Here is a 23,147-nt window from a genome sequence, read left to right as displayed (position 1 = left end):
TCCGGTCCCGCCCCGCATGCCCGCCGCCGCGATGAAGAAAGAGTTGCGTGAACAACTGAAGCGCCAGCTGAAAGCCGACCGCCAGATCGTCATCGCCGCCTTCCAGGCCGACGGCAAGCCCGAAAAGCTGCTGCGCAGCCTGCGTCAGAGCGTCGACGCGGTGCTGACGGCGGCGTGGCTGGCGGCCGCGCTGCCGGCCGACACGGCGCTGATCGGCGTCGGCGGCTACGGCCGTGGCGAACTGTTCCCCTACTCCGACATCGACCTGCTGATCTTGCTGGCCCACGCGCCGGACCCGGCCACCCAGGCCAGGCTGGAAGAACTGGTGCAACTGCTGTGGGACCTGGGCCTGGAAATCGGCCACAGCATCCGCACCGTCGACGAGTGCCTGACGGAGTCGCAAGCCGACATCACGGTGCAGACCAGCCTGCTCGAAGCGCGCCTGGTCCACGGCGACGCCGCCCTGTTCGAGCAACTGCAACAACGCTATCAGGCGGCGATGGACCCGCAAGCCTTTTTCCACGCCAAGGTGCTGGAAATGCGGCAGCGCCACGCCAAGTACGAGGACACAGCCTTCAGCCTGGAGCCGAACTGCAAGGAAAGCCCGGGCGGACTGCGCGACCTGCAAGTGATCTTGTGGGTGGCCAAGGCGGCCGGCCTGGCGACGTCGTGGCGCACCCTGGCGACCGGCGGCCTCATCACGCAGACCGAGGCGAAACAGCTGATGGAAAAGGAGCGCGCCTTCAAGGATATCCGGGTGCGCCTGCACCTGCACGCCGGCCGCCGCGAAGACCGCCTGGTGTTCGACGTCCAGACCGCGATCGCCGAATCGCTGGGCCTGCAAGCGAGCGGCGAAGGCCCGAATATGCGCCGCGCCAGCGAATTCCTGATGCAGCGTTATTACTGGGCCGCCAAGACGGTCACCCAGCTCAACACCATCCTGCTGCAAAACATCGAGGCGCGGCTGTTCCCGCAGTCGGGCGTGGCCGTGGCCATCAATGCGCGCTTCAACGAACTCAACGGCCTGATCGACATCAGCGCCGACGATATTTTCGAGCGCACCCCGTCGGCCATGCTGGAGATCTTCCTGCTGATGACGGAGCGCCCGGCCCTCAAGGGCATGACGGCGCGCGCCACGCGGGCGCTGTGGCACGAGCGCTTCCTGATCGACGCCGCCTTCCGCCAGGACCCGGTCAACCGCGCGCTGTTCCTGCGCATCATGCAGGCGCCGGTCGGCATCATCCACGCGCTGCGGCGCATGAACGATTTGTCCATCCTGGGCCGCTACCTGCCCAACTTCCGCAAGATCGTCGGCCAGATGCAGCACGACCTGTTCCACGTCTATACGGTCGACCAGCACATTTTGATGGTGGTGCGCAATATGCGCCGCTTCACGATGACCGAGCACGCCCACGAATATCCGTTTTGCAGCCAGCTGATGGCCAATTTCGTGCAGCCGTGGCTGCTGTACCTGGGCGCGCTGTTCCACGACATCGCCAAGGGCCGCGGCGGCGACCACTCCAAGCTCGGCACGGTCGACGCGGCCCAGTTCTGCCAGGACCACTGCATGAGCGCCGAGGACACCGAGCTGGTGGTCTTCCTGGTCGAAAACCATTTGACCATGTCGCAGGTGGCGCAGAAGCAGGACATGTCGGACCCCGACGTCATCGCCGCCTTCGCCGCCATCGTCAAGGACGAGCGCCACCTGACCGCCCTCTACCTGCTGACGGTGGCCGACATCCGTGGCACCAGCCCCAAGGTGTGGAACGCGTGGAAGGCCAAGCTGCTCGAAGACCTGTACCGCATCACCCTGCGCGTGCTGGGCGGCGAGCCGCATTCGGCCGACCGCGAACTGAAGAACCGCCAGCAGGAGGCGCTGGCCTCGCTGCGCCTGTACGGACTGGAGCCGGACGCCCATCTGGCGCTGTGGAAGCAGCTCGACGTCGCCTATTTCCTGCGCCACGACGCTTCCGACATCGCCTGGCAGACGCGCGCGCTGTACGACCGCCTCAACAGCGACAAGCCCGTCATCAAGTGCCGCCTGGCCGCCATCGGCGAAGGTTTGCAGATCGCCGTCTACATCAAGGACCAGCCCGACCTGTTCGCGCGCATCTGCAGTTATTTCGACCGCAAGAACTTCAGCATCCTCGACGCCAAAATCCACACCACCCGCCACGGCTACGCGCTCGACACCTTCCTCGTCACCGAGCAAAGCTTCGCCAACAACTACCGCGACATCATCAACCTGGTCGAGCACGAGCTGTGCGGGCTGCTGAGCAGTCCGGGCCCGCTGCCGGCGCCCAGCAAGGGCCGGCTGTCGCGGCTGTCGCGCACCTTCCCCATGCAGCCGACGGTGGACTTGCGGCCGGACGAGCGCGGCCAGTATTATCTGCTGTCGGTGGCGGCCAACGACCGCACCGGACTGCTGTATTCGATTGCCAATGTGCTGACCAAGTATAAAATCAATTTACACACGGCCAAAGTGATGACGCTGGGCGAGCGGGTCGAGGACGTGTTCCTGGTCGACGGCGCCGGTCTCAACAACGCACGCAACCAGCTCCAGCTTGAAACGGACCTGCTCGACGCCCTGAAAGTTTGACATCCACAATTTAACGCCGCGCGGCCCCTACCATAAACCGTGGTCTGACCCCGGATCGCCGCCGCCGGCATGCCCTCACTTAGAACAACAACATCATGACCGAAGAACTCTTACGCTTATCCAAACGAATGTCCGAACTGGGACTGTGCTCGCGCCGCGAGGCCGATGAATGGATCGCGCGCGGCTGGGTCCGCGTCGACGGCAAGGTCGTCTCCGAGCTCGGCAGCAAGGTCACGCCCGGCCAGCACGTGACGGTCGAGCGCCAGGCCGCCGCCGAGCAATCGAAGCGCGTGACGGTGCTGATCAACAAGCCCATGGGCTACGTCAGCGGCCAGGCCGAGGATGGCTACCAGCCGGCCGTGGCCCTGATCAAGGCCGAGAACCGCTGGCCCGAGGACCCGTCGCCGGAACAGTTCCACCCGACCCAGCTGCGCAGCCTGGTGCCGGCCGGCCGCCTCGACATCGATTCCATCGGCTTGCTGGTGCTGACCCAGGATGGCCGCGTGGCCAAGCACCTGATCGGCCACGACACCGACGTCGACAAGGAATACCTGGTGCGGGTCCAGTACAGCCTGCCCGGCACGCTGCCCGACAGCGAACTGAAAAAGCTCAACCACGGCCTGTGGATGGACGGCAAGCCGTTGCTGCCGGCCAAGGTGCGCTGGCAAAATGAGGACCAGCTCAGCTTCACGCTGCGCGAAGGCAAAAAGCGCCAGATCCGCCGCATGTGCGACATGGTCGGCCTGAAAGTGGTCGGACTCAAGCGCGTGCGCATCGGCAAGGTTAAACTGGGGGATCTGCCGGTCGGCCAGTGGCGTTACCTGCGGCCGGACGAGCAATTTTAATGGAGTAAGATGATTGCTTGACAATAAATATTAAGTCGCTGTTGCGCCGCCGTTGAGCCAAGTCCACACCCGGCAAAAATTCTTGCTTTTTTGCAAGCCAACAGCGCGAATAAAATATAAACTCTAGTCATCCCGACTTCGCCCATAGTAGTCATTATCAAAGAGATACGCTGTCGTGAACGATCCCCTGCCCAACGAATTTCGCCGTGGTCCTCCCCGCCTGTCCGACGCGGTGGAAGCGATCGCGTCCGGCTCCAAGCCGCACGACATGACGAATATCGACGACATCGCCGATGCGCTCAACAAGCTGGCCGCCACCGGCGACCCGGTGTCGATCTATCCCACCAGCAGCCCCAACGTCATCATGGCGCGCATCCATTCGGTCGATCCGGAGCTGCCGCTGTTCACGCTGGAACTGAACGAAGGCGAAACCCTGCCGCCCGGCGAGAGCCTGTTCGTCGCCTGGCTGGGCAGCGCCAAGCTGCAATTCAAGCTGTCCTCGCCGGTCTGGATGACCATGCCCAACGCGCCGACCCAGCTCATGGCCGAGTTCCCCCTCAAGTGCCAGATCCTGAACCGGCGCGCCGCGCAAAGGCTGGAAACGCCGCTCGGCGTGTATTACATGGCGTCCTTCGTGCTCAACGGAAAACCGTATGAATTGCAGCTCTACGACTTTTCGCTGGGCGGTGTCGGCATGCGCGCCGCGCCGCGTGACGCCGTCGGCCTGCACGTCGGCCGCCGTTTGCAGCGCGTGCGCCTCGAACTGGGCCCCGATTCGGTCATGATCGCCGACCTCGACGTGCGGCTCTCGCGCACCTTCCGCTCCTTCCTGCTCGGCGAACAGGTGCAGATCGGCTGCCAGTTCGTCAACCTGTCCAGCTCCATGCAGCAGGAACTCGAACGCCAGCTCGACAAACTCAACTCGGGCCGCAAAGCCTTTTAACGTTCAACCAGCGCCGGCGCACTAACCGCCGTGCGCAAAGTTGGGATAGTCGGTCATGCCGCCGTCGGCGAAGACGGTGGTGCCGGTGACGTAGGATGCGACGTCGGACGCCAGCACCGCCACCAGTTCGGCGATCTCGCGCGTCTGGCCCATGCGCGCCAGCGGAATCTTGGTGGCCAGGTCGGCCATCGCGGCCGGATCGCTCCACACGGCCTTGTTGATGTCGGTCTGGATCGCGCCCGGCGCCACCGCCAGCACGCGCACGCCGAACGGCGCCGCCTCCTGCGCCAGCGTCTTGGTCAGCATCGACAGCGCCGCCTTGCTCGACGTGTAGGCGCTATAGCCGGTCCAGGCGATCGCCTCGTGCACCGACGTGATGTTGACGATCACGCCGCTGCGGCGCGCCGTCATGCCGCGCAGGGCTTGCTGCGCGCAGTAGAAGGCGCCGAACAAATTCACTTCCACCACCTTGCGCCACGCGGCCGCATCGGCTTCCCAGCTCAGGGCGGCCGCGCCGTCGATGCCGGCGCAGTTGACCAGGATGTCGATGGGGCCGAGCGCCTGTTCGGCCTGCGCGAACGCGGCCTGCACCGAGGCCGCGTCCGACACGTCGCACCGCAGCGGCAGCGCGTGGCCGCCCGCTTCCGTGATGGCCCGCACCGTCGCCGCGCCCTGCTCCACGTCCGCCAGGCAGATCACCGCCACGCTGGCGCCGCAGCCGGCCAGCGTCTGCGCGATGGCCTGGCCGATGCCGGAGGTGGCGCCGGTCACCAGCGCGACCTTGCCGTTCAATTCGATCTTCATGCTTTGCTTTCGGTGGTGGTGGTATCGGCGATGGCATCGAGCCAGCCGCCGCGAAAACCCGCGCGCCGCAAGCCGTTTTGCAGATAGGGGCACTGGCGCATCAAGGCCCACAAAAAATCGTGCAGGTGATTGTCGATCATGATGACGGTCGGCCCTTCGTTGATGCCGAAGTGGTGCTGCGAGACCCAGCCCGATTTGTGCCGGTCTTGCGGGCAGGCGTGGAAGGTCGGCGAAAACGAGGCCTTGAAGCCGTAGGGATTGACCTCGTGCAGGCGCAGTCGCTGGAAGTGTTCTATGGTCGGCAGCACGATCTCCGGCGCGAACGGCAAACAGGCCGCCACCGCCCACGGCGCCAGCGTGCCGTCGTCCGGCCCGTAGGGCGCGCCACGCGCGATGTAGTCGTAGAACTGGCGTTCGACGCCCTTGATCTTCTTGACGATATTGCCGGGACCATCGCTGGCCGTCACGCCCCAGCACAATTCGCCGTACTGCTCGAAGCCCATCGGATTGTGGATCGCGTACTGCTGCTGCACCTGCGTGGCGCGCCGGCTGTTCTCGAAATAATCGCTGTCGTGGGCGCGCATGTAGTCGTCCTGGATGCCGCGGAAATCGAGCCACAGGTGCGACATCTGGTGGATGAACAGCGGCCCCGCATACAGGAAGTCGATGCCGTAGACGGTCTTCCATTCATAGGTGGCGGTCCACTGCGCATAGCTTTCCGGCCCGATCGGGAAGGTCGGGGAGCCGAGCGCCAGCACGTACAGGATCAGCGCCTCGTCGTAGCCTTCCCAGTGGAATTGCAGGAAGCCCTGCTCCGGTTTCCAGCCGTGGCAAATCAGCTTGGACTGGCCCAGCATCCACTGCCAGTCGACGCGGCGGTACAGCATCTCGGCCAGTTCGCGGATCTCGTTTTCTTCCGGCGAGCCGCTGGTGAAATACGAATGCGAGGCGCGCATGCCGGCGATCAGCAGCGCCGTGTCGATGCTCGACAACTCGCAATCCCAGGCCCGCTTGCCGTTCTCCATGTCGATGAAGTGGTAGTAGAAGCCCTTGTAGCCGGTGGCGTCCCTGCTCTCGCTTTGCTCGCTGGCGGCGAAGAAGCGCAGCGTCGTCAGCGTGCGCTTGACGGCCGCCGCGCGCGTCATGAAGCCGCGTTCGACGCCGATGGTGTACACCGTCAGCGCCATGCCGACGGCGGCGATGCTGGCCGGCCAGTCGTCCTGCGTCTTGTCGCGCACCAGGCCATTGGCCTCGTTCACTTCGTGGATGAAGTAGCCGAAGGAATCGCGCTGCAAATTCTGCAAATTGATCGCGTGCCCGTTGGCCTTGGCCGGGCTGTCGCCACGCTGGTTCACGGCGGCCATTACACGCGCTCCCATTCGATGCGCACCAGGTTGACCGATTGCGGCGCGGCGCGGAAGCGCAGCAGCGTCTGGCCCTGCTGGGTCTCGACCTCCAGCGCGCTGATGGTGGGCGCGGCGGCGACCTTGAGCTGCACCACCTGGGTTTCCGACAGGTGGTCGGGCGCGCCCATTTGCTGCCACAGCGCGACCGGATTGGCGCTGTCGGCGTCGATGCGCGAAATCGTCATCGAGCGCGCGCGCTGGCCGGGCCGCTGGCGCAGCAGCAGTTCGACATCCTCGGCCTGCACCGGGTGGCGCGGCAAGGCCTGGTTGATGCACAGGACGTGGGTGCGGAAACGGTTGTCGCTTTTTTCGCCGACCCACAGCATGACGTTGCCGTCCGCCTGCGCCACCGGATAATGGTGGTGGCCGAGCGCGCGCAGCATCTCGAAGGCGCTGTAGATCGGCTTCTTGATGCCGTGCAGGTTGAGCAGGCCGAAGCCGCCGTGGAAGGGCATGCTGGGGAAGTAGTTTTCCTCGAAAATATCGCTGAAGGTCCAGTAGCTGTAGGCGTCGACGACATCGTCCACGCTCAGCGCCACGCGCAGCGCCAGGCCGGCCGCGAACGCGGTGTCGTGCATGGAATCGCGCGGATTGGAGGTGATGTTCCACTCCGTGTAGAGCAGCGGCCGGCCGCCGGCCTGGGCCCGCGCCTCCAGCGCGCGCTGGCGCATCACGTCGATGGGCGCGTGGGCCAGCTGGGTTTCGGTGTCGGCGCCGATCTGGCCGAAGGCGTCGGTCGGATAATAGTGGGTGCTGATGAAGTCCGCCGACAGGCCGCGTTCTTCGCAAAAGGCCAGGAACTCGGGCAGCCACGCGTTGCCGGCGGTTGCCGGGCCGCCCACTTTCAGGCGCTGGCTGACGCCCTTGAAGGCCTTGACCGTGGTTTCATACAGCTTGAAATAACCATCCTGGCCGCCGGTCCAGAAGGCCGTCAGATTCGGTTCGTTCCACACCTCGAAGTACCACTGCGACACCTCCTCGATGCCATAGCGCTCGACCCAGTGCGCGGCCAGGCGCCGCATCAATTCGCCCCACTGCGCGTAGTCGCGCGGCGGCGTGATGTTGCCGCGATAGTGGAACACGGTGTCGCCGCCGGACGACAGCGTCGATGGCATGAAGGACAGCTCGACGATGGGCCGCACGCCGATCGACAGCAGGAAGTCGAAGATCTGGTCGATATTGAAGAAGGAATAGATGAACTCATTGCTCTGGCAAATCAGGGTGCCCATGTCGTCGTCGAGCAGGCCGTGGAAGCGCACGTGGCGGAATCCCAGTTCGCCAGCGGCCTGCCGCATCTGCGCCTGCCAGTCGGCCCGCAGCGCGGTCGTCGCGTGGCAGCTGCCGACGCACTGGCGCCACGGGTGGTGCAGGGGGACACTGGCGCCATTGAGATCGGATGCCAATTGAATAGTCATGGTAGCGGGTACTCGGTGAATGTCGATGAACCACTGTAGCACCGCGCACGCGCCGCCGATGTGCGCCAGCGTACAGAGGCCTTGTAACGGCGGGCGTACATTCGCGGTAGCGGCCCGCCACCGGGCCATGCAAGACCGCACCGGACCACTCCATGACATCAGCAGCAAAGACCATGCGCCAGCACCTGCCGCTCTATCTCATCGAGGCGGCCGGCCTGGCCGTGTTCATGCTGGCCGCCGGCGTGGCCGGCACCGCGCTCGAAGCGCCCGGCTCGGCGCTGCACCGGCTGATCGTCGACCCGCTGCTGCGGCGCCTGTTGATGGGCCTCGTGATGGGCGGCACCGCCATCTGCCTGATCTACTCGCCGTGGGGCGCGCGCTCCGGCGCCCATTTCAATCCGGCGCTGACGCTGACCTTCGCCGCGCTCGACAAAATCGGCGCCACCGACGCCGCCATGTACGTGCTGGCCCAGTTCATCGGCGGCCTGGCCGGCGTGCTGCTCACGCTCGCGCTGCTCGGCCCCGCTTTCGCGCAGCCGCCGGTGAGCTACATCGTCACGGTGCCGGGCGCGCTCGGCGTGCCGCTGGCGGTGCTGATGGAAACGGCGATCTCCTTCACGCTGATGTCGGCCACGCTCTATTGCGGCAACCGCGTGAAGCTGATGCGCTACACCGGCCTGTGTTGCGGCCTGCTGATCGTCGCCTTCGTCACGCTCGAATCGCCGTTTTCCGGCATGAGCATGAACCCCGCGCGCAGCGTCGCCTCGGCCCTGCCGTCCGGGATCTGGAGCGGCGCCTGGCTGTACTTCGCCGCGCCGCTGGCCGGCATGATGCTGGCCGCCGGCGTCTATCGCAGCGCCAGCGCCTCCGGCGGCGTCGCCTGCGCCAAGCTCAATCACGACAGCGAAGCGCCCTGCCCCTTCAACTGCCGCTTCGCCGCCCACGGCATCCACGTTCCCAGCCTGCTGCGCAAGCTGCCGCCCCACCGCTCACCGGACCCCGCCACGCCATGACCTTAGACAGCACCCCGCAGCACTACGACATCATCATCATCGGCAGCGGCGCCGGCGGCGGCACGCTGGCCCACAGCCTGGCGGCCAGCGGCAAGACCATCCTCCTCATCGAGCGCGGCGACTTCCTGCGGCGCGAGCAAGACAACTGGAATCCCAAGGCCGTCTTCGTGCAGGCCAAATACCAGGCCAAGGAAACCTGGCACGACCAGCACGGCAAGGCCTTCCACCCCGGCATACACTACTACGTCGGCGGCAACACCAAATTTTACGGCGCCGCCCTGCTGCGCTTGCGCGAGGCCGATTTCGGCGAGATCCGGCATCACGGCGGCGTCTCGCCGGCATGGCCCATCAGCTATGCGGAACTGGAGCCGTACTACTGCAAGGCCGAGGCGCTGTACCACGTGCACGGCACGCGCGGCACCGATCCGAGCGAACCCCCGGCGTCGCAACCCTATCCCCATGCGCCGGTGGCGCACGAGCCGCGCATCGCCGCGCTGGCCGCCGCACTCGAAGCGGAAGGCCTGCATCCCTTCCCCCTGCCGCTGGGGATCCTGCTCGACCAGGACGACGCCGGCCAGCCCACGCGCGACAGTTCCTGCATACGCTGCGACGCCTTCGATGGCTGCCCCTGCATGGTCGGCGCCAAGGCCGACGCCCACGTCATCTGCGTCGAGCCGGCGCTCAAACATCCCAACGTCACGCTGCTGACCAATGCCTACGTCGAGAAGCTGGGCACCGATGGCGGCGGGCGCCGCGTCGACAGCGTGCACGTGGTGCGCGGCAAGGAGCGGGAGCGGTACAGCGCCGACATCGTGGTGGTCTCCTGCGGCGCCATCAACTCGGCCGCGCTGCTGCTGCGTTCCGCGTCGGTCCACCATCCCGACGGCCTGGCCAACAGCTCCGGCGTCGTCGGCCGCCACTATATGCGCCACAATAATTCGGCCCTCATGGCCATCAGCCGCGCGCGCAACGACACCGTGTTCCAGAAAACGCTGGCCATCAACGACTACTATGCGCGCGCGCCGGACTGGGACTACCCGCTCGGCCACATCCAGATGCTGGGCAAATCGCACGGCGGCACCATCAAGGGCGAGCTGCCGGCCTGGCTGCCGTTCAAGCCCGATTTTCTGCTCGACGAAGTGGCGCAGCACTCCATCGACTTCTGGCTGACGTCCGAGGACTTGCCCGATCCCGACAACCGCGTGACGCTGGACGCCGACGGCGGCATCGTGCTGGCGCTCACGCCGAACAATATGGAAGGCCACCACCGCCTGCGCGCCAAGCTCGAAGCGATGCTCGACAAGGTCGATTGCCACCCGCACCTGATGGAGCGCAGCCTGTACCTGGGCCAGGACGTGCCCATCGGCGGCACCGCGCACCAGAACGGCACCATACGCTTCGGGCGCGATCCCGCCACGTCGGCGCTGGACGTGAACTGCAAGGCGCACGACGTCGACAATCTGTACGTGGTCGACGCCAGCTTTTCCGTCTCCAGCGGCGCCGTCAATCCATCGCTGACGGTGATCGCCAACGCGCTGCGGGTGGCCGACCACCTGCGCGCGCGCATGGGCATCGCGCCGACCATCGACGCCGCGCAAGGCGCCGCCTCCGCAACGCCATTAGCATGAACTCCCGCCATCACCGACCGAGACCGCCATGAAACGCGAGCAGATTCCATCCGCCCCGCCGCCCGGCGACGGGCCCGCCGCCGCCAGGTCGGCCGGCCTGCGCTACGTCGACGACGCCATGCCCGGCATCGCCCGCAAGGGCGGCGTCCAGCGCTTCCGCTATGTCGATGCCGACGGCGCGGCGGTGCGCGACGCGGCCGTCCTGAAACGCATCGCCGCGCTGGTGATCCCGCCGGCGTGGACCGACGTGTGGATATGCGCGCATGAACGCGGCCACCTGCAGGCGACCGGCCGCGATGCGCGCGGCCGCAAGCAGTACCGCTACCATCCCCGCTGGCGCGAGCAGCGCGACGAAGCCAAATATGAACGCATGCTCAGCTTCGGCAAGGCGCTGCCGGCGATCCGGCGCCAGGTCGACGCGGCGCTCGGCCTGCACGGACTGCCGCGCGAGAAGGTGCTGGCCACCATCGTCTACCTGCTGGAAGCGACCATGATGCGGATCGGGAACGAGGAATACGCGCGGGACAACCACTCCTTCGGCCTGACCACGCTGCGCGACCGCCACGTGCGCGTCGACGGCAGCGCGGTGCAGTTCCGTTTTCGCGGCAAGAGCGGCGTGCACCACGAGGTCGAAGTGCACGACCGGCGGCTGGCGCGCATCATCGCCCGCACCCGCGATCTGCCGGGGCAGGAGCTGTTCCAGTATGTCGACGACGACGGCCAGCCGCACACCGTCGGTTCGGCCGACGTCAACGACTATCTGCGCGCCATCACCGGCGAGGAATACACGGCCAAGGATTTCCGCACCTGGTCGGGCACGGTGCTGGCGGCGGCCGCCCTGCAGGAATTCGAAAAGTTCGACACGGCGGCCCAGGCCCGGAAAAACATCGTGCGCGCCATCGAGGCGGTGGCCAAAAAGCTGGGCAACACGCCCACCATCTGCCGCAAATGCTATGTGCATCCGGCCGTGATCGACGCTTATCTGGAGGGGCCGGCGGCGCCGGTGTTGCAGGAGCGCGCCGGCCACACGCTGAGCGCCGACCTGCACGCGCTGCGGCCGGAGGAGGCGGCCGTGCTGGCGTTGCTGCAGTCGCGCTTGCAGTCGGCTTAGGCCTTGGCCACGGCCTTGGCCACGGCCTAAGCTCTAACCCGGATGGGCGATGGCGGCGCCCGGCATTTCGCCGGCGCCGCTGCCATCGGGGACGATGTCGTGGAACTTGCCGAAGTCGAGGACACGGGTATTGTTTTCCTTCTTGTCCGACAGGATATCGACGAAGTGGTGGTTGAAATAAATGTGCTCGGCCGCGTAGCTCTGGCGCGCGTGGACGAAATCGTTGAGCGTGTCGTCGGTGCCGGAAACGGCGACGGCCAGGGTCGCGCCCTCGTTGTGCAAATCCTCGCGCGACTTGCCGTACAAAGGGCTGCTCTCGTCGATGGCGTGCATGATGGTCCAGCTCAGCGCGAACACGCCGGTCTGCTGGCGCTCCAGTTTCAAATCATAGAAGCGCGTGAACAGCTGCCCTTCCCGCGTGGTCTCGCGCCGCACCAGCGCGGCCCGCACCGACGCTTCCAGTATCAGGTTGCTGCGCTCGTTCCCGGCGCGCAGCATCAGCGTCGGCACGCCGTTGAAGTTGGTGACCACCGCCAGGTCGGAAAACATGATGCGCGAGGTCGGCCGCGAAAAGCGCGCGAACAGCAGGCCGGTGAAGCCGGCCATGGCGACCATGCCGATCAGGATTTCGGTCGACGCGACGACGTGGCCATAGGTCGTATCCGGGTGCATATACCCGTAACCGACCGTCGCCAGCGTCTCGATGGAAAAGAACACCACGTCCGCCAGCGAACCGGCGCGGGCGTTGGCGATGGACCCCGGCGCCAGGTAAAACGCGGCCGCGAAAATCAGGTTGATGACGAAGTAGGCCAATGCGATCAGGCCGAAGAAACGCGGCCACGTCAGCGTCAGCATCCAGTGGTAGGAGTCGCTCCAGTGCCAGCGGCCGACGCCGATGCGTTCGATGTTCGAAGTCCCCAACTGGAAAGCCCCGCGCACCCGTCCCACCTTGGGCCGCATCGGCTTGTCCTGGTCGGCCGGGTGCAGCTTCTGGCTCGGGTGTTCCGGGTCGTTGGGGGCTACGTTCATCGGCATCGTTGCTTAATCGTCGTCGTTGGGATCGAGGTCCGGGAACATCACGTCGGTGTAGCCGAACTGCGTGAAGTCGGTGATGCGCATCGGGTACAGGATGCCGAGCAGGTGATCCACTTCGTGCTGCACCACGCGGGCGTGGAAGCCGTCGACGTCGCGGCTGATCGGCTCATTGAACTGGTCGACGCCCTCGTAATGCAGGCTGCTCCAGCGCGGCACCAGGCCGCGCAGGCCGGGCACGGACAGACAGCCCTCGAAGGCGGCGTCCTGCTGGTCCGACAGCGGCGTGAGGACGGGATTAATCAGCACCGTTTCGGGCACTTGCGGCGCGTCGGGATAGCGCGCGTTCTGCTTGAAACCGTAGATCACCAGTTGCAGGTTGACGCCGATCTGCGGCGCGGCCAGGCCGGCGCCATTGGCCGCGTGCATGGTGTCGAACATGTCGGCGATCAGCTGTTCCATTTCCGGCGTGCCGAATTCGGTCACCGGTTCGGCCACGCGCAGCAGGCGCGGGTCGCCCATCTTGAGGATCTCGCGCACCGTCATTTTGTCGCTCCCGTGCCGCACTGCAGCTGTTCGACGAAGCGGCAGAATTCGGCCGCCGTTTCGGGATGCTTGAGGCCCATCGCCGTCATCGCTTTCAAGTAACCGAGCTTGGAGCCGCAGTCGTAGCGCTGGCCTTCGTAGCGGTAGGCCAGCACGCGTTCATCCTTCATCAGCGCGGCGATGCCGTCGGTCAGCTGGATTTCGCCGCCGGTGCCGGTGCCGAGGTGTTCCAGATAGTCGAAGATGCGGCCCGACAGCACGTAGCGGCCGACCACGGCCAGTGTCGACGGCGCGACCTCCGGCGCCGGCTTCTCGACGATGCCATGCACCAGTTCCAGATTGGGCTGGTAGGGCGTGGCGCTGACGATGCCATACTGCTTGGTCTCGGCGCGCGGCACGTCCTGCACCCCGAGCACGCTGCAACGCTCGTAGGCATACAGGTCGGTCATCTGCGCCAGCACCGGCTTGACGCCGGCGTCGGTGTCCATGAAGTCGTCGGCCAGCAGCACGGCGAACGGCTCGTTGCCGACCACCGGACGCGCGCACAGCACCGCGTGGCCCAGGCCCAGCGGCGCCGACTGGCGGATGTAGATGCACGTGATGTGGCGCGGGATGACGTTGCGCACCAGTTCAAGCAGCTGCTCCTTACCGGCCGCTTCCAGCTCGGCTTCGAGTTCGTAGGCCTTGTCGAAATGGTCTTCGATGGCGCGCTTGTTGCGGCCCGTGATGAAGATCATTTCCGTGATGCCGGCGGCGACCGCCTCCTCCACCGCGTACTGGATCAGCGGCTTGTCGACGATGGGCAGCATTTCCTTGGGTTGGGCCTTGGTGGCCGGCAGGAAGCGGCTGCCGAGACCGGCGACGGGGAAGACTGCTTTTCTGATTTTGTTCATTTAGCTTTCTCTGGTATTGACGCTGATATTTTCGCTGTTATTTTCCGGTACGTGCGCGCTCTCCGCCAGCAGCGCCAGCAAACCCGCTTCGTCCAAAATGGCCACGCCCAGCTCCTGGGCCTTGGCCAGCTTGCTGCCGGCGTCGGCGCCGGCGACGACGTAGCCGGTCTTTTTCGACACCGAACCGGCCACCCGGCCACCGGCGGCCTCGATCAATTCGGCCGCTTCTTCGCGGCTCATGTTCGGCAGTGTACCGGTCAGTACAAACGTTTTACCGTTCAACAGGCTGACCGGTTCCGCGCCCGCCTCCGGCAGTTGCGCCAGCAGCTCGGTGCGCAGCGCGTCGAGCGCCAGCAGCCGCTCGCGGTGGCCGGGCTGCGCCATCCACTGTTCCAGCGCGGCGGCGACGGCGGCCGGCAGGCCGAAGATGTCGAAGGTATTGCGCTCGGTGATCGCGGCCAGCGTGGGGAACTGTTCCAGCAGCTGCTTGCTGCGCGGCGCCGTCAGTTTCGGGATGCCCATTTCGGCCAGCAGCCGCGCCGGGTCCAGCTGTTCGCGCAGCCGCGCGCTGGGCGCGTGTTCGCCCTGCGGCGCGAAACCATCGACCGCCAGCAGCGCATCGATGGCCTGCTGGTTTTTCGGCTCGTCGAAAAAGTCGGCCAGCGAAATGGCGACGATGCCGCCGATGTCGGGCAGCACCCGCAGCAGCGCGGCCGGCGCGCGCCGCACCAGCTCAAAACGGCCCAGCCACTCGGCCAGCGTCTTGGCCGTCGATTCGCCGACGTGGCGGATGCCGAGGCCGAACAGCAGCCGTTCCAGCGGCGGCCGTTTGCTGGCGGCGATGGCGGCGAGCAGATTCTCGGCCCACTTGGTGGCGACCTTGCCCTGCACTTGGCTCTGCGCCGCAGGCTCCGGCGTGTCGGCAGCGCCGCCGGCGGCGTCGCGTTCGTCGGCCAGGCGCTTCATGGTCAGCAAGTCATCGAGCGTTAATTTATACAGGTCGGCGACGCCGTGCACCAGATTCGATTCGACCAGATGGTCGATGTAGCGGTCGCCGAGCCCCTCGATGTCCATCATGCGGCGGCCGGCGAAGTGGCGGATCGCCTCCTTGCGCTGGGCCGAGCAAAACAGGCCGCCGGAGCAGCGCGCGATGGCCTCGTCCTCCTCGCGCACCACGTGCGAGCCGCACACCGGGCACTGTTTCGGCAGCACATAGGCCGGCGGCGCCGGGTCGGGGCGCCGCTCCAGCACCACGGCCAGCACTTCCGGTATCACGTCGCCGGCGCGCCGCACGATGACGGTGTCGCCGACGCGCACGTCCTTGCGCCGCACTTCGTCCTCGTTGTGCAGCGTGGCGTTGGTGACGTTGACGCCGCCGACGAACACCGACGCCAGCCGCGCCACCGGCGTGATGGCGCCGGTGCGGCCGACCTGCACTTCGATCGCCAGCACCTGGGTGGTGGCTTCCTCGGCCGGGAATTTGTGGGCCAGCGCGAAGCGCGGCGCGCGCGACACGAAGCCCAGCGCGCGCTGGTCTTCGTGCCGGTTGGCCTTGTAGACGACGCCGTCGATTTCATACGGCATGGTCGGGCGCTGTTCGCCTATGCGCTGGTAGTAGCCGAGCAGGCCGTCCACGCCGCGCACCACGGCGCCCTCGCGCGCCACCGGCAAGCCCAGTTCCGCGTACCAGGCCAGCAGCGCCGAATGCGACGGCGGCATGGCCGCGCCTTCGAGCGCGCCGACGCCGTAGCTGTAGAAGCTGAGCTTGCGGGCGCTGGTGATGCGCGAATCGAGCTGGCGCAGCGAGCCGGCCGCCGCGTTGCGCGGGTTGACGAATTCCTTTTGGCCGGCCGCGCGCTGGCGCGCGTTCATGCTGTCGAAATCGGCCTTGAACATCAGCACCTCGCCGCGCACGTCCAGCAGCGCCGGCGGCCGCGCGCCATGCAGCCGCAGCGGAATGCTCTTGATGGTCTTGATGTTGGCGGTGACGTCTTCGCCGGTGTAGCCGTCGCCGCGCGTGGCGGCCTGGGTCAGCACGCCGTCGACGTAGCGGATGTTGATGGCTAGGCCGTCGTATTTGACTTCGGCCGCGTATTCGACTTCGATGGCGTCGAGTCCTTCGCGCACGCGGCGGTCGAAGTTGACGATGTCCTCGTCCTCGAAGCCGTTGTTAAGCGACAGCATGGGCACCGAATGCGTGACCTGGTCGAACTGCGGCAGCGGCGCGGCACCCACGCGCAGGCTGGGCGAATCGGGCGCTGTCAGCGCCGGATAAGCCGCTTCCAGTTCTTGCAGCGCGAGGAACAGGCGGTCGTATTCGGCGTCGGGGATGGTGGGGGCGTCGAGCACGTGGTAGGCGTGCAGGTGCCGGTTCAATTCGGCGGTCAGGCCGAGGATGCGGGCGGCGGCGGTTGCCTCATCGCCGCCGGCCGCACCCGGAGTGTTCGTGTCGGTCATGGCTTGCTAATCGTGGTCTCAGCTGAACAGGCGCAGCGCGCGCGTCGAGCCGGCGGGAATGTCGGCGGCGTCCATCTCGGCGTAGAAATCCTGCACCTGGCCGGCGATTTCGGCCAGCGCCGCATCCGTCAGCGCCTGGTTGTAGTCGTCGACGATGGTCGCGTCGAGCCGCGCCGTGAGCGACTGGGCGCAGGCCACCATGGCGCCGAAACCGTCGCGCGCCGGCGTCACGCAGGGCACGTCGAGCAGCAGCGTCAGCCGCGGCGTGGTTTCCTCGGCCAGCGTGACGTTGGTCGACAGCGAGAACAGGAAGCCGCCCTCGACGTCGGGCATCACGTAGCGGCCGTCGGGGCGCACGTCGAAGCCCTGCTTTTCCAGTGCGCCCAGCAGCGTGGTGATGGCCCACGGCGCGCCGTTGGTGGCCAGGTTGACGCCGAGCTGCGCGTCGTGGCCGGCCACGAAGCGGTGCAGATTGCGCGCTTCGGCCATCACTTCGATCATGTCCGGGATTTCCGGCTCGGCGCCGATTTCGTCGGCCATGGCGCGCAGGCGCGTGACCAGTTCCGAGTATTCCAGTTCGTTGAGCGCGGTGCTGCGGCTGGCCAGCTGCACCCCGCCTTGCAATTTCGTGTAGACGCCGCCGTGGACGATGGGTTCCCAGTCGCCGCTGACGGCCAGGCCGATGTAGTGCACCGGCTTGTTGCCGACCATGCGCAGCGTTTGCAGCACCGGCAGCAGCTTGTCGCCGCGTGCAGGGCCTTCCAGCGCCAGCGGCAGCAGGCAATCGATCAGCGGGTCGACCAGGCTGGTGGCCTGCTCGGCGGCGGCGCTGATGTGGGCCGGCGTGGCCGACGGCGCGACTGCCGCGACGCCGTCGCCGCCGGAACCGGCGCCAGCGCCAATATTAGAGTCGGCGGCACCGGCGTGCGCCTGGCCGGCCGCGTCGTCGAGCGAAAAACTCGGTTCGTGGCGGGCGGCGGGCGCGGCGTCGCCGCTGCGCATGAGCACATCATCATGGTCGGTCGAGAAGGCGCGTTCGACGCTCTTCTTGGCCTTGTGCTCCTGCAATTTGTTGTACGTGAATACGCCGGCGATGAAGACGCCGCCGGCCGCGATCAAACTCATTTGAAGATCTGTCATGCTGCTTGTGCCTCGGCGGCGCGATCGGCGGCGCAGCGCTGCCGCTGCCTACCTTCCGACCTGCGCCCGCCTGAGCCACCCTTTATTCGATGAACCGTTGATAAGCCACTGTTTTGAATTGTCAGTGAGGATACGTAAGCGTGCACTGGGACGTGCTGATCGCAGCCCAACAATCGCAGCCCGACTTTGGCAACTACTATGATACCAACATCATTGACTGAACGCCAAATGGCGGCGCTCCAGCGGGACGCGGACGGCGGCCGGCGCCGCTGCCGGTACGGCACCGGAACGGGCGCCACTCAGGGCCGCGCCGGCGGTTGCGGCAGCGGAAAGGCCAGCGAAAAGCCGCTGCCGGCGCCCAGCGTGCTGTCGACCTGGATCTTGCCGCCGAGCGCCTTGTGGACCTGGTTGTACACGGTGTGCAGGCCGAGGCCGCTGCTGCCCTGCCCCAGAGTTGTGGTGAAAAACGGGTCGAAGAGGCGTTCGATGTGTTCGGACGCGATGCCGCAGCCGTTGTCATGCACGCCCACATAGACCATGGCCTCGCCCGAGACCCGGCCCGACACGGTGACGGTGCCGCTGCCCGAGGCGACGCCGGCGAAGGCGTGGCGCAGGGCGTTCTCGATCAGCTCCGTCAGCACGTCGCTGAACGGCGCCAGGTAGGCGGTGATGACGATGCCTTCGGGGATGGCGTTGACGACCCGGTGCGGCGTCGGCCGGAACAGCGCGGCGGCGATGATGGTGTCGACCGTGTCGCGCAGGTTGAAGCTGCACAGCGCCATCGGCCCATCGTTGGAGGCGATCTTCTTGAAATTGCTCACCAGCGTGGCGGCGCGGTCGAGATTGTGCACCAGCATGTCGGCGCCATCGCGGATGCCGCCGATGAAGCCCTGCATTTCGCTGCGCGTCATGCCGGTGCCGGCCTTGAGCGCGAATTCGCCGACCTGGTGCTGGATGGCGCCGGCCGCCATCAGGCTGTTGCCGATGGGCGTGCTCAACTCGTGCGACACGCCGGCCACCAGCGTGCCGAGGGCCGCGTTCTTGGCCGATTGCAGCAATTCGGACTGCATCTGCGTCAGCGCCGCCAGCGCCGCGCTCAGCTGCCGGTTGGCCTCGCCCAGTTCGACGGCGTCGGCGGCCTGGCGCTGCTGGGCCGCCAGCAGGCGCCGGTTGCTGTCCTCCAGGTAGCGGTGCTGGTCGAGCAGCTTGAAGTCGCTCTCGATGCGGTTTTTCAGTTCCCACATCAATTCGATGTACTTGTCCTGGAACACGCGGGTCTTGTTGTCGAGCACGCAGATGGTGCCGAACACTTCATCGTCCGGCCACACCAGGGGCACGCCGACGTAGGCGATCATGTCGAGCTCGACGTCGGGATTGTCCTTCCACTGCCGGCTCGTCAGCGCGTTCGGCACTTGCAGCACGGCGCGGCTGGCCATCACGGTTTCGCAATACAGGCCCGTGTTGAGCTTGGCCCGGTGGCCGGCGATATAGGGATTGTCGTCGGCCCGCGAGGTGACCAGCACTTCGATCTCCTCTTCGTGGACGCGCATGATCAAGCCGGCCGGCACATTGAAAATGGCGGCCATCACATCGACGATGTTTTGCCAGCTTTCGAGAAAACTGTCAGGAATAATATGCTTGCGACTCGACATATGCACCACGGATCTCCAGAAAAGATGGTAAGCGGCGGACCCGGCGAGCTGCCCGGCCCGCGCCGCCGCGATTACAGCGGGTCGGCCGCCTAGGCCTCCTGCAAGCCGTCGACCATGCCGACGGCCGCCTCCATGTCCACGGCCACGATGCGCGAGACGCCCTGCTCCTGCATCGTCACGCCGATGAGCTGGTTGGCCATTTCCATGGCGATCTTGTTGTGCGATATAAACAGGAATTGCGTGTGCTCCGACATGCGCTTGACCATGCGGCAGAAGCGCTCGGTGTTGGCGTCGTCGAGCGGCGCGTCGACCTCGTCGAGCAGGCAGAACGGCGCCGGATTGAGGCGGAACATGGAAAACACCAGCGCCGTCGCCGTCAGCGCCTTTTCGCCGCCCGACAGCAAATGGATGGTGGCGTTCTTCTTGCCGGGTGGCTGGGCCATCACTTGCACGCCGGCGTCGAGGATTTCATCGCCGGTCATGATGAGCCTGGCCTGGCCGCCGCCGAACAGGATCGGGAACAGTTCCGAGAAATGGCCGTTGACGCGGTCGAAGGTGTCTTGCAGCAGCTCGCGGGTTTCCTTGTCGATGCGGGCGATGGCGTCTTCCAGCGTGTTGATGGCTTCGACCAGGTCGGCGTTCTGGGCGTCGAGGAAGTTCTTGCGTTCGGACGCCTGGGCCAGCTCGTCGAGCGCGGCCAGGTTGACGGCCCCGAGGCCGGCGATGGCGTTGGTCAGCCGCGTCACCTCGCCCTGCAGGTAGGACGGCTTCATGTCGGCGTGCAGCTTGGCCGACAGCGCCGCCTCGTCGGCCTGCGCCTCGGCCAGCTGGGCCGCGTACTGTTCCTGGTTCAGGCGCGCGGCCTGTTCCTTGAGCTGCATTTCCATGATCTTGTCGCGCTGCGGCTGCAAAGTGCGCTCGGCCGACATGCGGCCCTCCTCGAAGGCGCGCAGCTGCTGGGTGATCTGGTCGAGCTCGTGGCGCGCGTCCGACAGCGCGCGCTCCTGCCCGGTGCGCCGTTCCAGCAGCTCTTGCAAGCCCTCGTTGGCGGCGCCGGACTCCAGGCTTTCCAGCTCGCTCTGGCCGGCCGCCAGACTGGCCGCCACCTGCGCCGCCTGCGTGCTGGCGGTGGCGATGCTGCGGCGCAGCTCGTCGATCTTGCTGCGCTGCGACTTCTCGGCGAACTGTGCTTCCTGCGCCGCGCGTTCCATGTCGCGCAGCTTTTCGCGGGCGTCGGTGAGGCGCCGTTCCTTTTCCATGAAGGCGGTCTGGCCGTCCTCATGCTCGCCCTGCAGATTGCCCAGCTCCATATCGAGCTGCTCGAATTTTTCTTCCGATTCGAGCTTGACGTGCATTTGCTCGGCCTCCTGCGCGGCGATCTCGGCCAGGTCGGTCTCGATCTGGTCGCTGCGCTGGTTGAAGCGCGCCTCGATTTCCGACAGCTTCACGACGTCCAGCTGCAGCGTGTGCACGGCTTGCGTCAGGCTCTGGCTTTTGGCGCGGAACTCGGTCAGCTGGCGCGTCAGGTTGGCGACGGCCGCGTCGGCGCGCACCGAGCGGGCGCGCGCCTCGTCGGCCAGCATCTGCTGCGCGCGCAGCTGCTTGGTCAGGTTCTCGATTTCCTGCTGGCGGCCCAGCATGCCGTCCTGCTCGGAATCGGCGGCGTAGAAGCGCACGCTGCCCGGCGTGATGACGTGGCCTTGCTTCGTGACGAAGTAGCCGCCGGCCGGCAGCCGGCCCCGTTCGGCGAAGGCCTCGGCCGCGTCGTCGGCGCTGTAGACGTTGTGCAGCCAGTCTTGCAGCAGGCCGCGCAGGCCGGGATCGTTCAGCTTCAGCAAGTGCAGGAAGGGCTTCAGGCCGGCCACGTCGAAGGGCGCCGGCGGCGTCGCCGGCGACGGCGCGAACAGGGCCAGCTTGGCCGGCGGCGCGTCGTTGAAGAAGGCCTTGGCCCACTCGATGTTCGACATCTGCAGCGCCGACGTGCGCTCGCGCAGGATGGCTTCCATCGCCGTTTCCCAGCCCTGCTCGATGTGCAGCTTTTGCCACAGCTGCGGCAGCGTGTCGAGCTCGTGCTTCTTCAGCCACGGCTGGACCTTGCCCTGCGTCTGCACCCGCTCCTGCATCTGGCGCAGCGCGTTCAGCCGCGCTTCGAGCTGGGCATTGCCGGCCGTCTCGGCGTTGACCTGGGTCTGCGCGGCGCCGCGTTCCTCTTCCAGGCGCGGCTGCTGCTCCAGCGCCTCTTCCAGATGGTAGCCCTGCTCTTCCAGCGCCTGCTGCTGTTCTTCCAGCTGCATTTTCAGGTTGACGAGGCGGCCGCTGTCCGGCAGGTTCAAGCCGTTCTTTTCCTGTTGCAGGCGCTCGCGCCGCGTCGCCAGACTGTTGAGGATATTCGAGGCGTTGCGCTGGTGCGCTGATTCCAGTTCCAGCTGCTGCTGCGCCTGCATGATGCGGGCGCGCGACTCCGTGCTGCTGGTCTGCGCCTCGCGCCAGGCCTGCTCCAGCATCGGCAGCGATTCGCTTTTTTGCTCGGCCATCATCTGCGACTGCTCGACCTTGGCCGCCAATTCTTCCAGGTTGAACTCGGCTTCCTCGATCTGCCCGCCATATTCCTGCGCCTGGCTCTGCCACTGGTCGCGCTGCGCCGTCAGCGTCGCCAGCTGCGCCTGCAGACGGCTGCGCGATTCGAGCACGAACTTGATCTGCGCCTCCAGGCTGCCGATGTCGGCGTTGGTCTGGTATAGATGGCCCTGCGCCGTGTGCAGGCGGTCGCCGACGGCGAAGTGGGCCTGGCGCATCTGCTCCAGGGTCAGCTCGACGTTGCGCAGCTTGGCGGTCTGTTCCTCCAGGTCGGTCTGGGCCTGCTCGACTTCGCGGAAGTAGCGCTTTTGCTCGCCCTCGGCCTCGTTCTTGCGCAGCAGCCAGAGCAGCTTCTGCTTTTCTTCCTGGTCCGCTTGCAGGGCATGGAATTTGGTGGCGACGGCGGCCTGGGCCTGGAGCTTGTCCAGATTGCTGTTCAGCTCGCGCAAGATGTCGTCCACGCGCAGCAGGTTTTCACGCGTGTCCTGCAGCCGGTTCTCGGTCTCGCGGCGGCGCTCCTTGTACTTCGACACGCCGGCCGCTTCTTCGAGGAACACGCGCAGCTCTTCCGGGCGCGATTCGATGATGCGCGAAATCATGCCCTGGCCGATGATGGCGTAGGCGCGCGGGCCGAGGCCCGTGCCCAGGAAGATATCCTGGATGTCGCGCCGGCGCACCGGCTGGCCGTTGATGTAATAGGTGGAGGTGCCGTCGCGCGTGAGCGTGCGCTTGACGGCGATCTCGGCGTACTGGCCCCACTGGCCGGAGGCCTTGCCGTCGTGGTTGTCGAAGATCAGCTCGACGGACGCGCGCCCGGCCGGCTTGCGGTGGGTGGAGCCGTTGAAGATCACGTCCTGCATCGACTCGCCGCGCAACTCCGACGCCTTCGATTCGCCCAGCACCCAGCGCACGGCGTCGATGATGTTGGACTTGCCGCAGCCGTTGGGTCCGACCACGCCGACCAACTGGCCCGGCACCTGGAAATTGGTGGGATCGACGAAAGACTTAAATCCCGACAATTTGATGGAGGAGAGTCGCACGTTGTTTTAACAGTTCTTTGCCGCTGGCGGCAATCAGGTTGGCGCC

16 protein-coding genes are annotated in these 23,147 nt (G+C 66.3%); 6 read left to right on the top strand and 10 right to left on the bottom strand.

The genetic code is table 11. The features are described 5' to 3' along the window. The first annotated feature begins 16 nt into the window (after positions 1-16). The 3 genes from Q0S71_RS24195 (at position 17) to Q0S71_RS24185 (ending at position 4,387) form a co-directional block, all read left to right on the top strand. Positions 17-2,599, top strand: coding sequence for a [protein-PII] uridylyltransferase (locus Q0S71_RS24195; RefSeq protein WP_296001408.1), 2,583 nt, complete (start codon positions 17-19; stop codon positions 2,597-2,599). Between the two features lie 95 nt (positions 2,600-2,694). Continuing rightward, complete coding sequence (locus tag Q0S71_RS24190) at positions 2,695-3,444, top strand: pseudouridine synthase (RefSeq protein ID WP_296001406.1); 750 nt, start codon at positions 2,695-2,697, stop codon at positions 3,442-3,444. Positions 3,445-3,619: 175 nt separating this feature from the next. Further along, positions 3,620-4,387: a flagellar brake protein gene (locus Q0S71_RS24185; RefSeq protein WP_367185334.1), complete on the top strand. Its 768-nt coding sequence runs from the start codon at positions 3,620-3,622 to the stop codon at positions 4,385-4,387. Between the two features lie 21 nt (positions 4,388-4,408). On the opposite strand, the gene Q0S71_RS24180 is transcribed toward Q0S71_RS24185, so the two are convergent. From Q0S71_RS24180 to Q0S71_RS24170, 3 genes are read right to left on the bottom strand one after another with little or no spacing between them, the layout of a single operon-like run. Further along, complete coding sequence (locus Q0S71_RS24180; protein WP_296001404.1) at positions 4,409-5,191, bottom strand: glucose 1-dehydrogenase; 783 nt, start codon at positions 5,189-5,191, stop codon at positions 4,409-4,411. Continuing rightward, complete coding sequence (locus Q0S71_RS24175; RefSeq protein WP_296001402.1) at positions 5,188-6,555, bottom strand: glucoamylase family protein; 1,368 nt, start codon at positions 6,553-6,555, stop codon at positions 5,188-5,190. The genes Q0S71_RS24180 and Q0S71_RS24175 overlap by 4 nt, the downstream gene beginning before the upstream one ends. Next, on the bottom strand, positions 6,555-8,012 hold the full coding sequence (locus tag Q0S71_RS24170; RefSeq protein WP_296001401.1) for a glycoside hydrolase: 1,458 nt from the start codon (positions 8,010-8,012) through the stop codon (positions 6,555-6,557). The genes Q0S71_RS24175 and Q0S71_RS24170 overlap by 1 nt, the downstream gene beginning before the upstream one ends. 152 nt (positions 8,013-8,164) lie before the next feature. Between Q0S71_RS24170 and Q0S71_RS24165 the strand changes: the two genes are divergently transcribed. From Q0S71_RS24165 to Q0S71_RS24155, 3 genes are read left to right on the top strand one after another with little or no spacing between them, the layout of a single operon-like run. After that, on the top strand, positions 8,165-9,025 hold the full coding sequence (locus tag Q0S71_RS24165; protein ID WP_296001399.1) for an MIP/aquaporin family protein: 861 nt from the start codon (positions 8,165-8,167) through the stop codon (positions 9,023-9,025). Then, the gene (locus Q0S71_RS24160) at positions 9,022-10,653 is read left to right on the top strand and encodes a GMC family oxidoreductase (RefSeq protein WP_296001397.1); all 1,632 of its coding nucleotides are present in this window, start codon (positions 9,022-9,024) and stop codon (positions 10,651-10,653) included. Before Q0S71_RS24165 ends, Q0S71_RS24160 begins: the two co-directional genes overlap by 4 nt. 28 nt (positions 10,654-10,681) lie before the next feature. Further along, on the top strand, positions 10,682-11,764 hold the full coding sequence (locus tag Q0S71_RS24155; RefSeq protein WP_296001395.1) for a DNA topoisomerase IB: 1,083 nt from the start codon (positions 10,682-10,684) through the stop codon (positions 11,762-11,764). Between the two features lie 33 nt (positions 11,765-11,797). On the opposite strand, the gene Q0S71_RS24150 is transcribed toward Q0S71_RS24155, so the two are convergent. From Q0S71_RS24150 to smc, 7 genes are all read right to left on the bottom strand, one after another. Then, positions 11,798-12,793, bottom strand: a complete 996-nt coding sequence (locus Q0S71_RS24150; protein ID WP_296001393.1) for an ion channel — start codon at positions 12,791-12,793, stop codon at positions 11,798-11,800. Positions 12,794-12,805: 12 nt separating this feature from the next. Next, positions 12,806-13,342: a peptide deformylase gene (gene def, locus Q0S71_RS24145; RefSeq protein WP_296001391.1), complete on the bottom strand. Its 537-nt coding sequence runs from the start codon at positions 13,340-13,342 to the stop codon at positions 12,806-12,808. Then, complete coding sequence (gene galU, locus Q0S71_RS24140) at positions 13,339-14,235, bottom strand: UTP--glucose-1-phosphate uridylyltransferase GalU (RefSeq protein ID WP_296001388.1); 897 nt, start codon at positions 14,233-14,235, stop codon at positions 13,339-13,341. Before galU ends, def begins: the two co-directional genes overlap by 4 nt. Continuing rightward, on the bottom strand, positions 14,236-16,692 hold the full coding sequence (gene ligA, locus Q0S71_RS24135) for an NAD-dependent DNA ligase LigA (protein ID WP_296001387.1): 2,457 nt from the start codon (positions 16,690-16,692) through the stop codon (positions 14,236-14,238). Positions 16,693-16,710: 18 nt separating this feature from the next. After that, the gene (locus tag Q0S71_RS24130; protein WP_296001385.1) at positions 16,711-17,832 is read right to left on the bottom strand and encodes a cell division protein ZipA C-terminal FtsZ-binding domain-containing protein; all 1,122 of its coding nucleotides are present in this window, start codon (positions 17,830-17,832) and stop codon (positions 16,711-16,713) included. 299 nt (positions 17,833-18,131) lie between these two features. After that, positions 18,132-19,484, bottom strand: coding sequence for a GAF domain-containing sensor histidine kinase (locus Q0S71_RS24125; RefSeq protein ID WP_296001458.1), 1,353 nt, complete (start codon positions 19,482-19,484; stop codon positions 18,132-18,134). Between the two features lie 89 nt (positions 19,485-19,573). Next, positions 19,574-23,101: a chromosome segregation protein SMC gene (smc, locus tag Q0S71_RS24120; protein ID WP_296001383.1), complete on the bottom strand. Its 3,528-nt coding sequence runs from the start codon at positions 23,099-23,101 to the stop codon at positions 19,574-19,576. Positions 23,102-23,147 lie beyond the last annotated feature (46 nt).

Origin of the sequence: Rugamonas sp., assembly GCF_025354735.1 — a bacterium.
Lineage (GTDB): Bacteria > Pseudomonadota > Gammaproteobacteria > Burkholderiales > Burkholderiaceae_D > Rugamonas.
This window is presented reverse-complemented; position numbering and strand designations above follow the sequence as displayed.

Coding starts and splice junctions, on each gene's coding strand:
- Q0S71_RS24195 (WP_296001408.1), top strand. CDS start 17: ATGCCCGCCGCCGCGATGAAGAAAGAGTTGCGTGAACAACTGAAGCGC.
- ligA (WP_296001387.1), bottom strand. CDS start 16,692: ATGACCGACACGAACACTCCGGGTGCGGCCGGCGGCGATGAGGCAACC.
- Q0S71_RS24165 (WP_296001399.1), top strand. CDS start 8,165: ATGACATCAGCAGCAAAGACCATGCGCCAGCACCTGCCGCTCTATCTC.
- Q0S71_RS24130 (WP_296001385.1), bottom strand. CDS start 17,832: ATGACAGATCTTCAAATGAGTTTGATCGCGGCCGGCGGCGTCTTCATC.
- galU (WP_296001388.1), bottom strand. CDS start 14,235: ATGAACAAAATCAGAAAAGCAGTCTTCCCCGTCGCCGGTCTCGGCAGC.
- Q0S71_RS24190 (WP_296001406.1), top strand. CDS start 2,695: ATGACCGAAGAACTCTTACGCTTATCCAAACGAATGTCCGAACTGGGA.
- Q0S71_RS24175 (WP_296001402.1), bottom strand. CDS start 6,555: ATGGCCGCCGTGAACCAGCGTGGCGACAGCCCGGCCAAGGCCAACGGG.
- Q0S71_RS24155 (WP_296001395.1), top strand. CDS start 10,682: ATGAAACGCGAGCAGATTCCATCCGCCCCGCCGCCCGGCGACGGGCCC.
- Q0S71_RS24180 (WP_296001404.1), bottom strand. CDS start 5,191: ATGAAGATCGAATTGAACGGCAAGGTCGCGCTGGTGACCGGCGCCACC.
- Q0S71_RS24160 (WP_296001397.1), top strand. CDS start 9,022: ATGACCTTAGACAGCACCCCGCAGCACTACGACATCATCATCATCGGC.
- Q0S71_RS24150 (WP_296001393.1), bottom strand. CDS start 12,793: ATGAACGTAGCCCCCAACGACCCGGAACACCCGAGCCAGAAGCTGCAC.
- Q0S71_RS24125 (WP_296001458.1), bottom strand. CDS start 19,484: ATGTCGAGTCGCAAGCATATTATTCCTGACAGTTTTCTCGAAAGCTGG.
- Q0S71_RS24170 (WP_296001401.1), bottom strand. CDS start 8,012: ATGACTATTCAATTGGCATCCGATCTCAATGGCGCCAGTGTCCCCCTG.
- def (WP_296001391.1), bottom strand. CDS start 13,342: ATGACGGTGCGCGAGATCCTCAAGATGGGCGACCCGCGCCTGCTGCGC.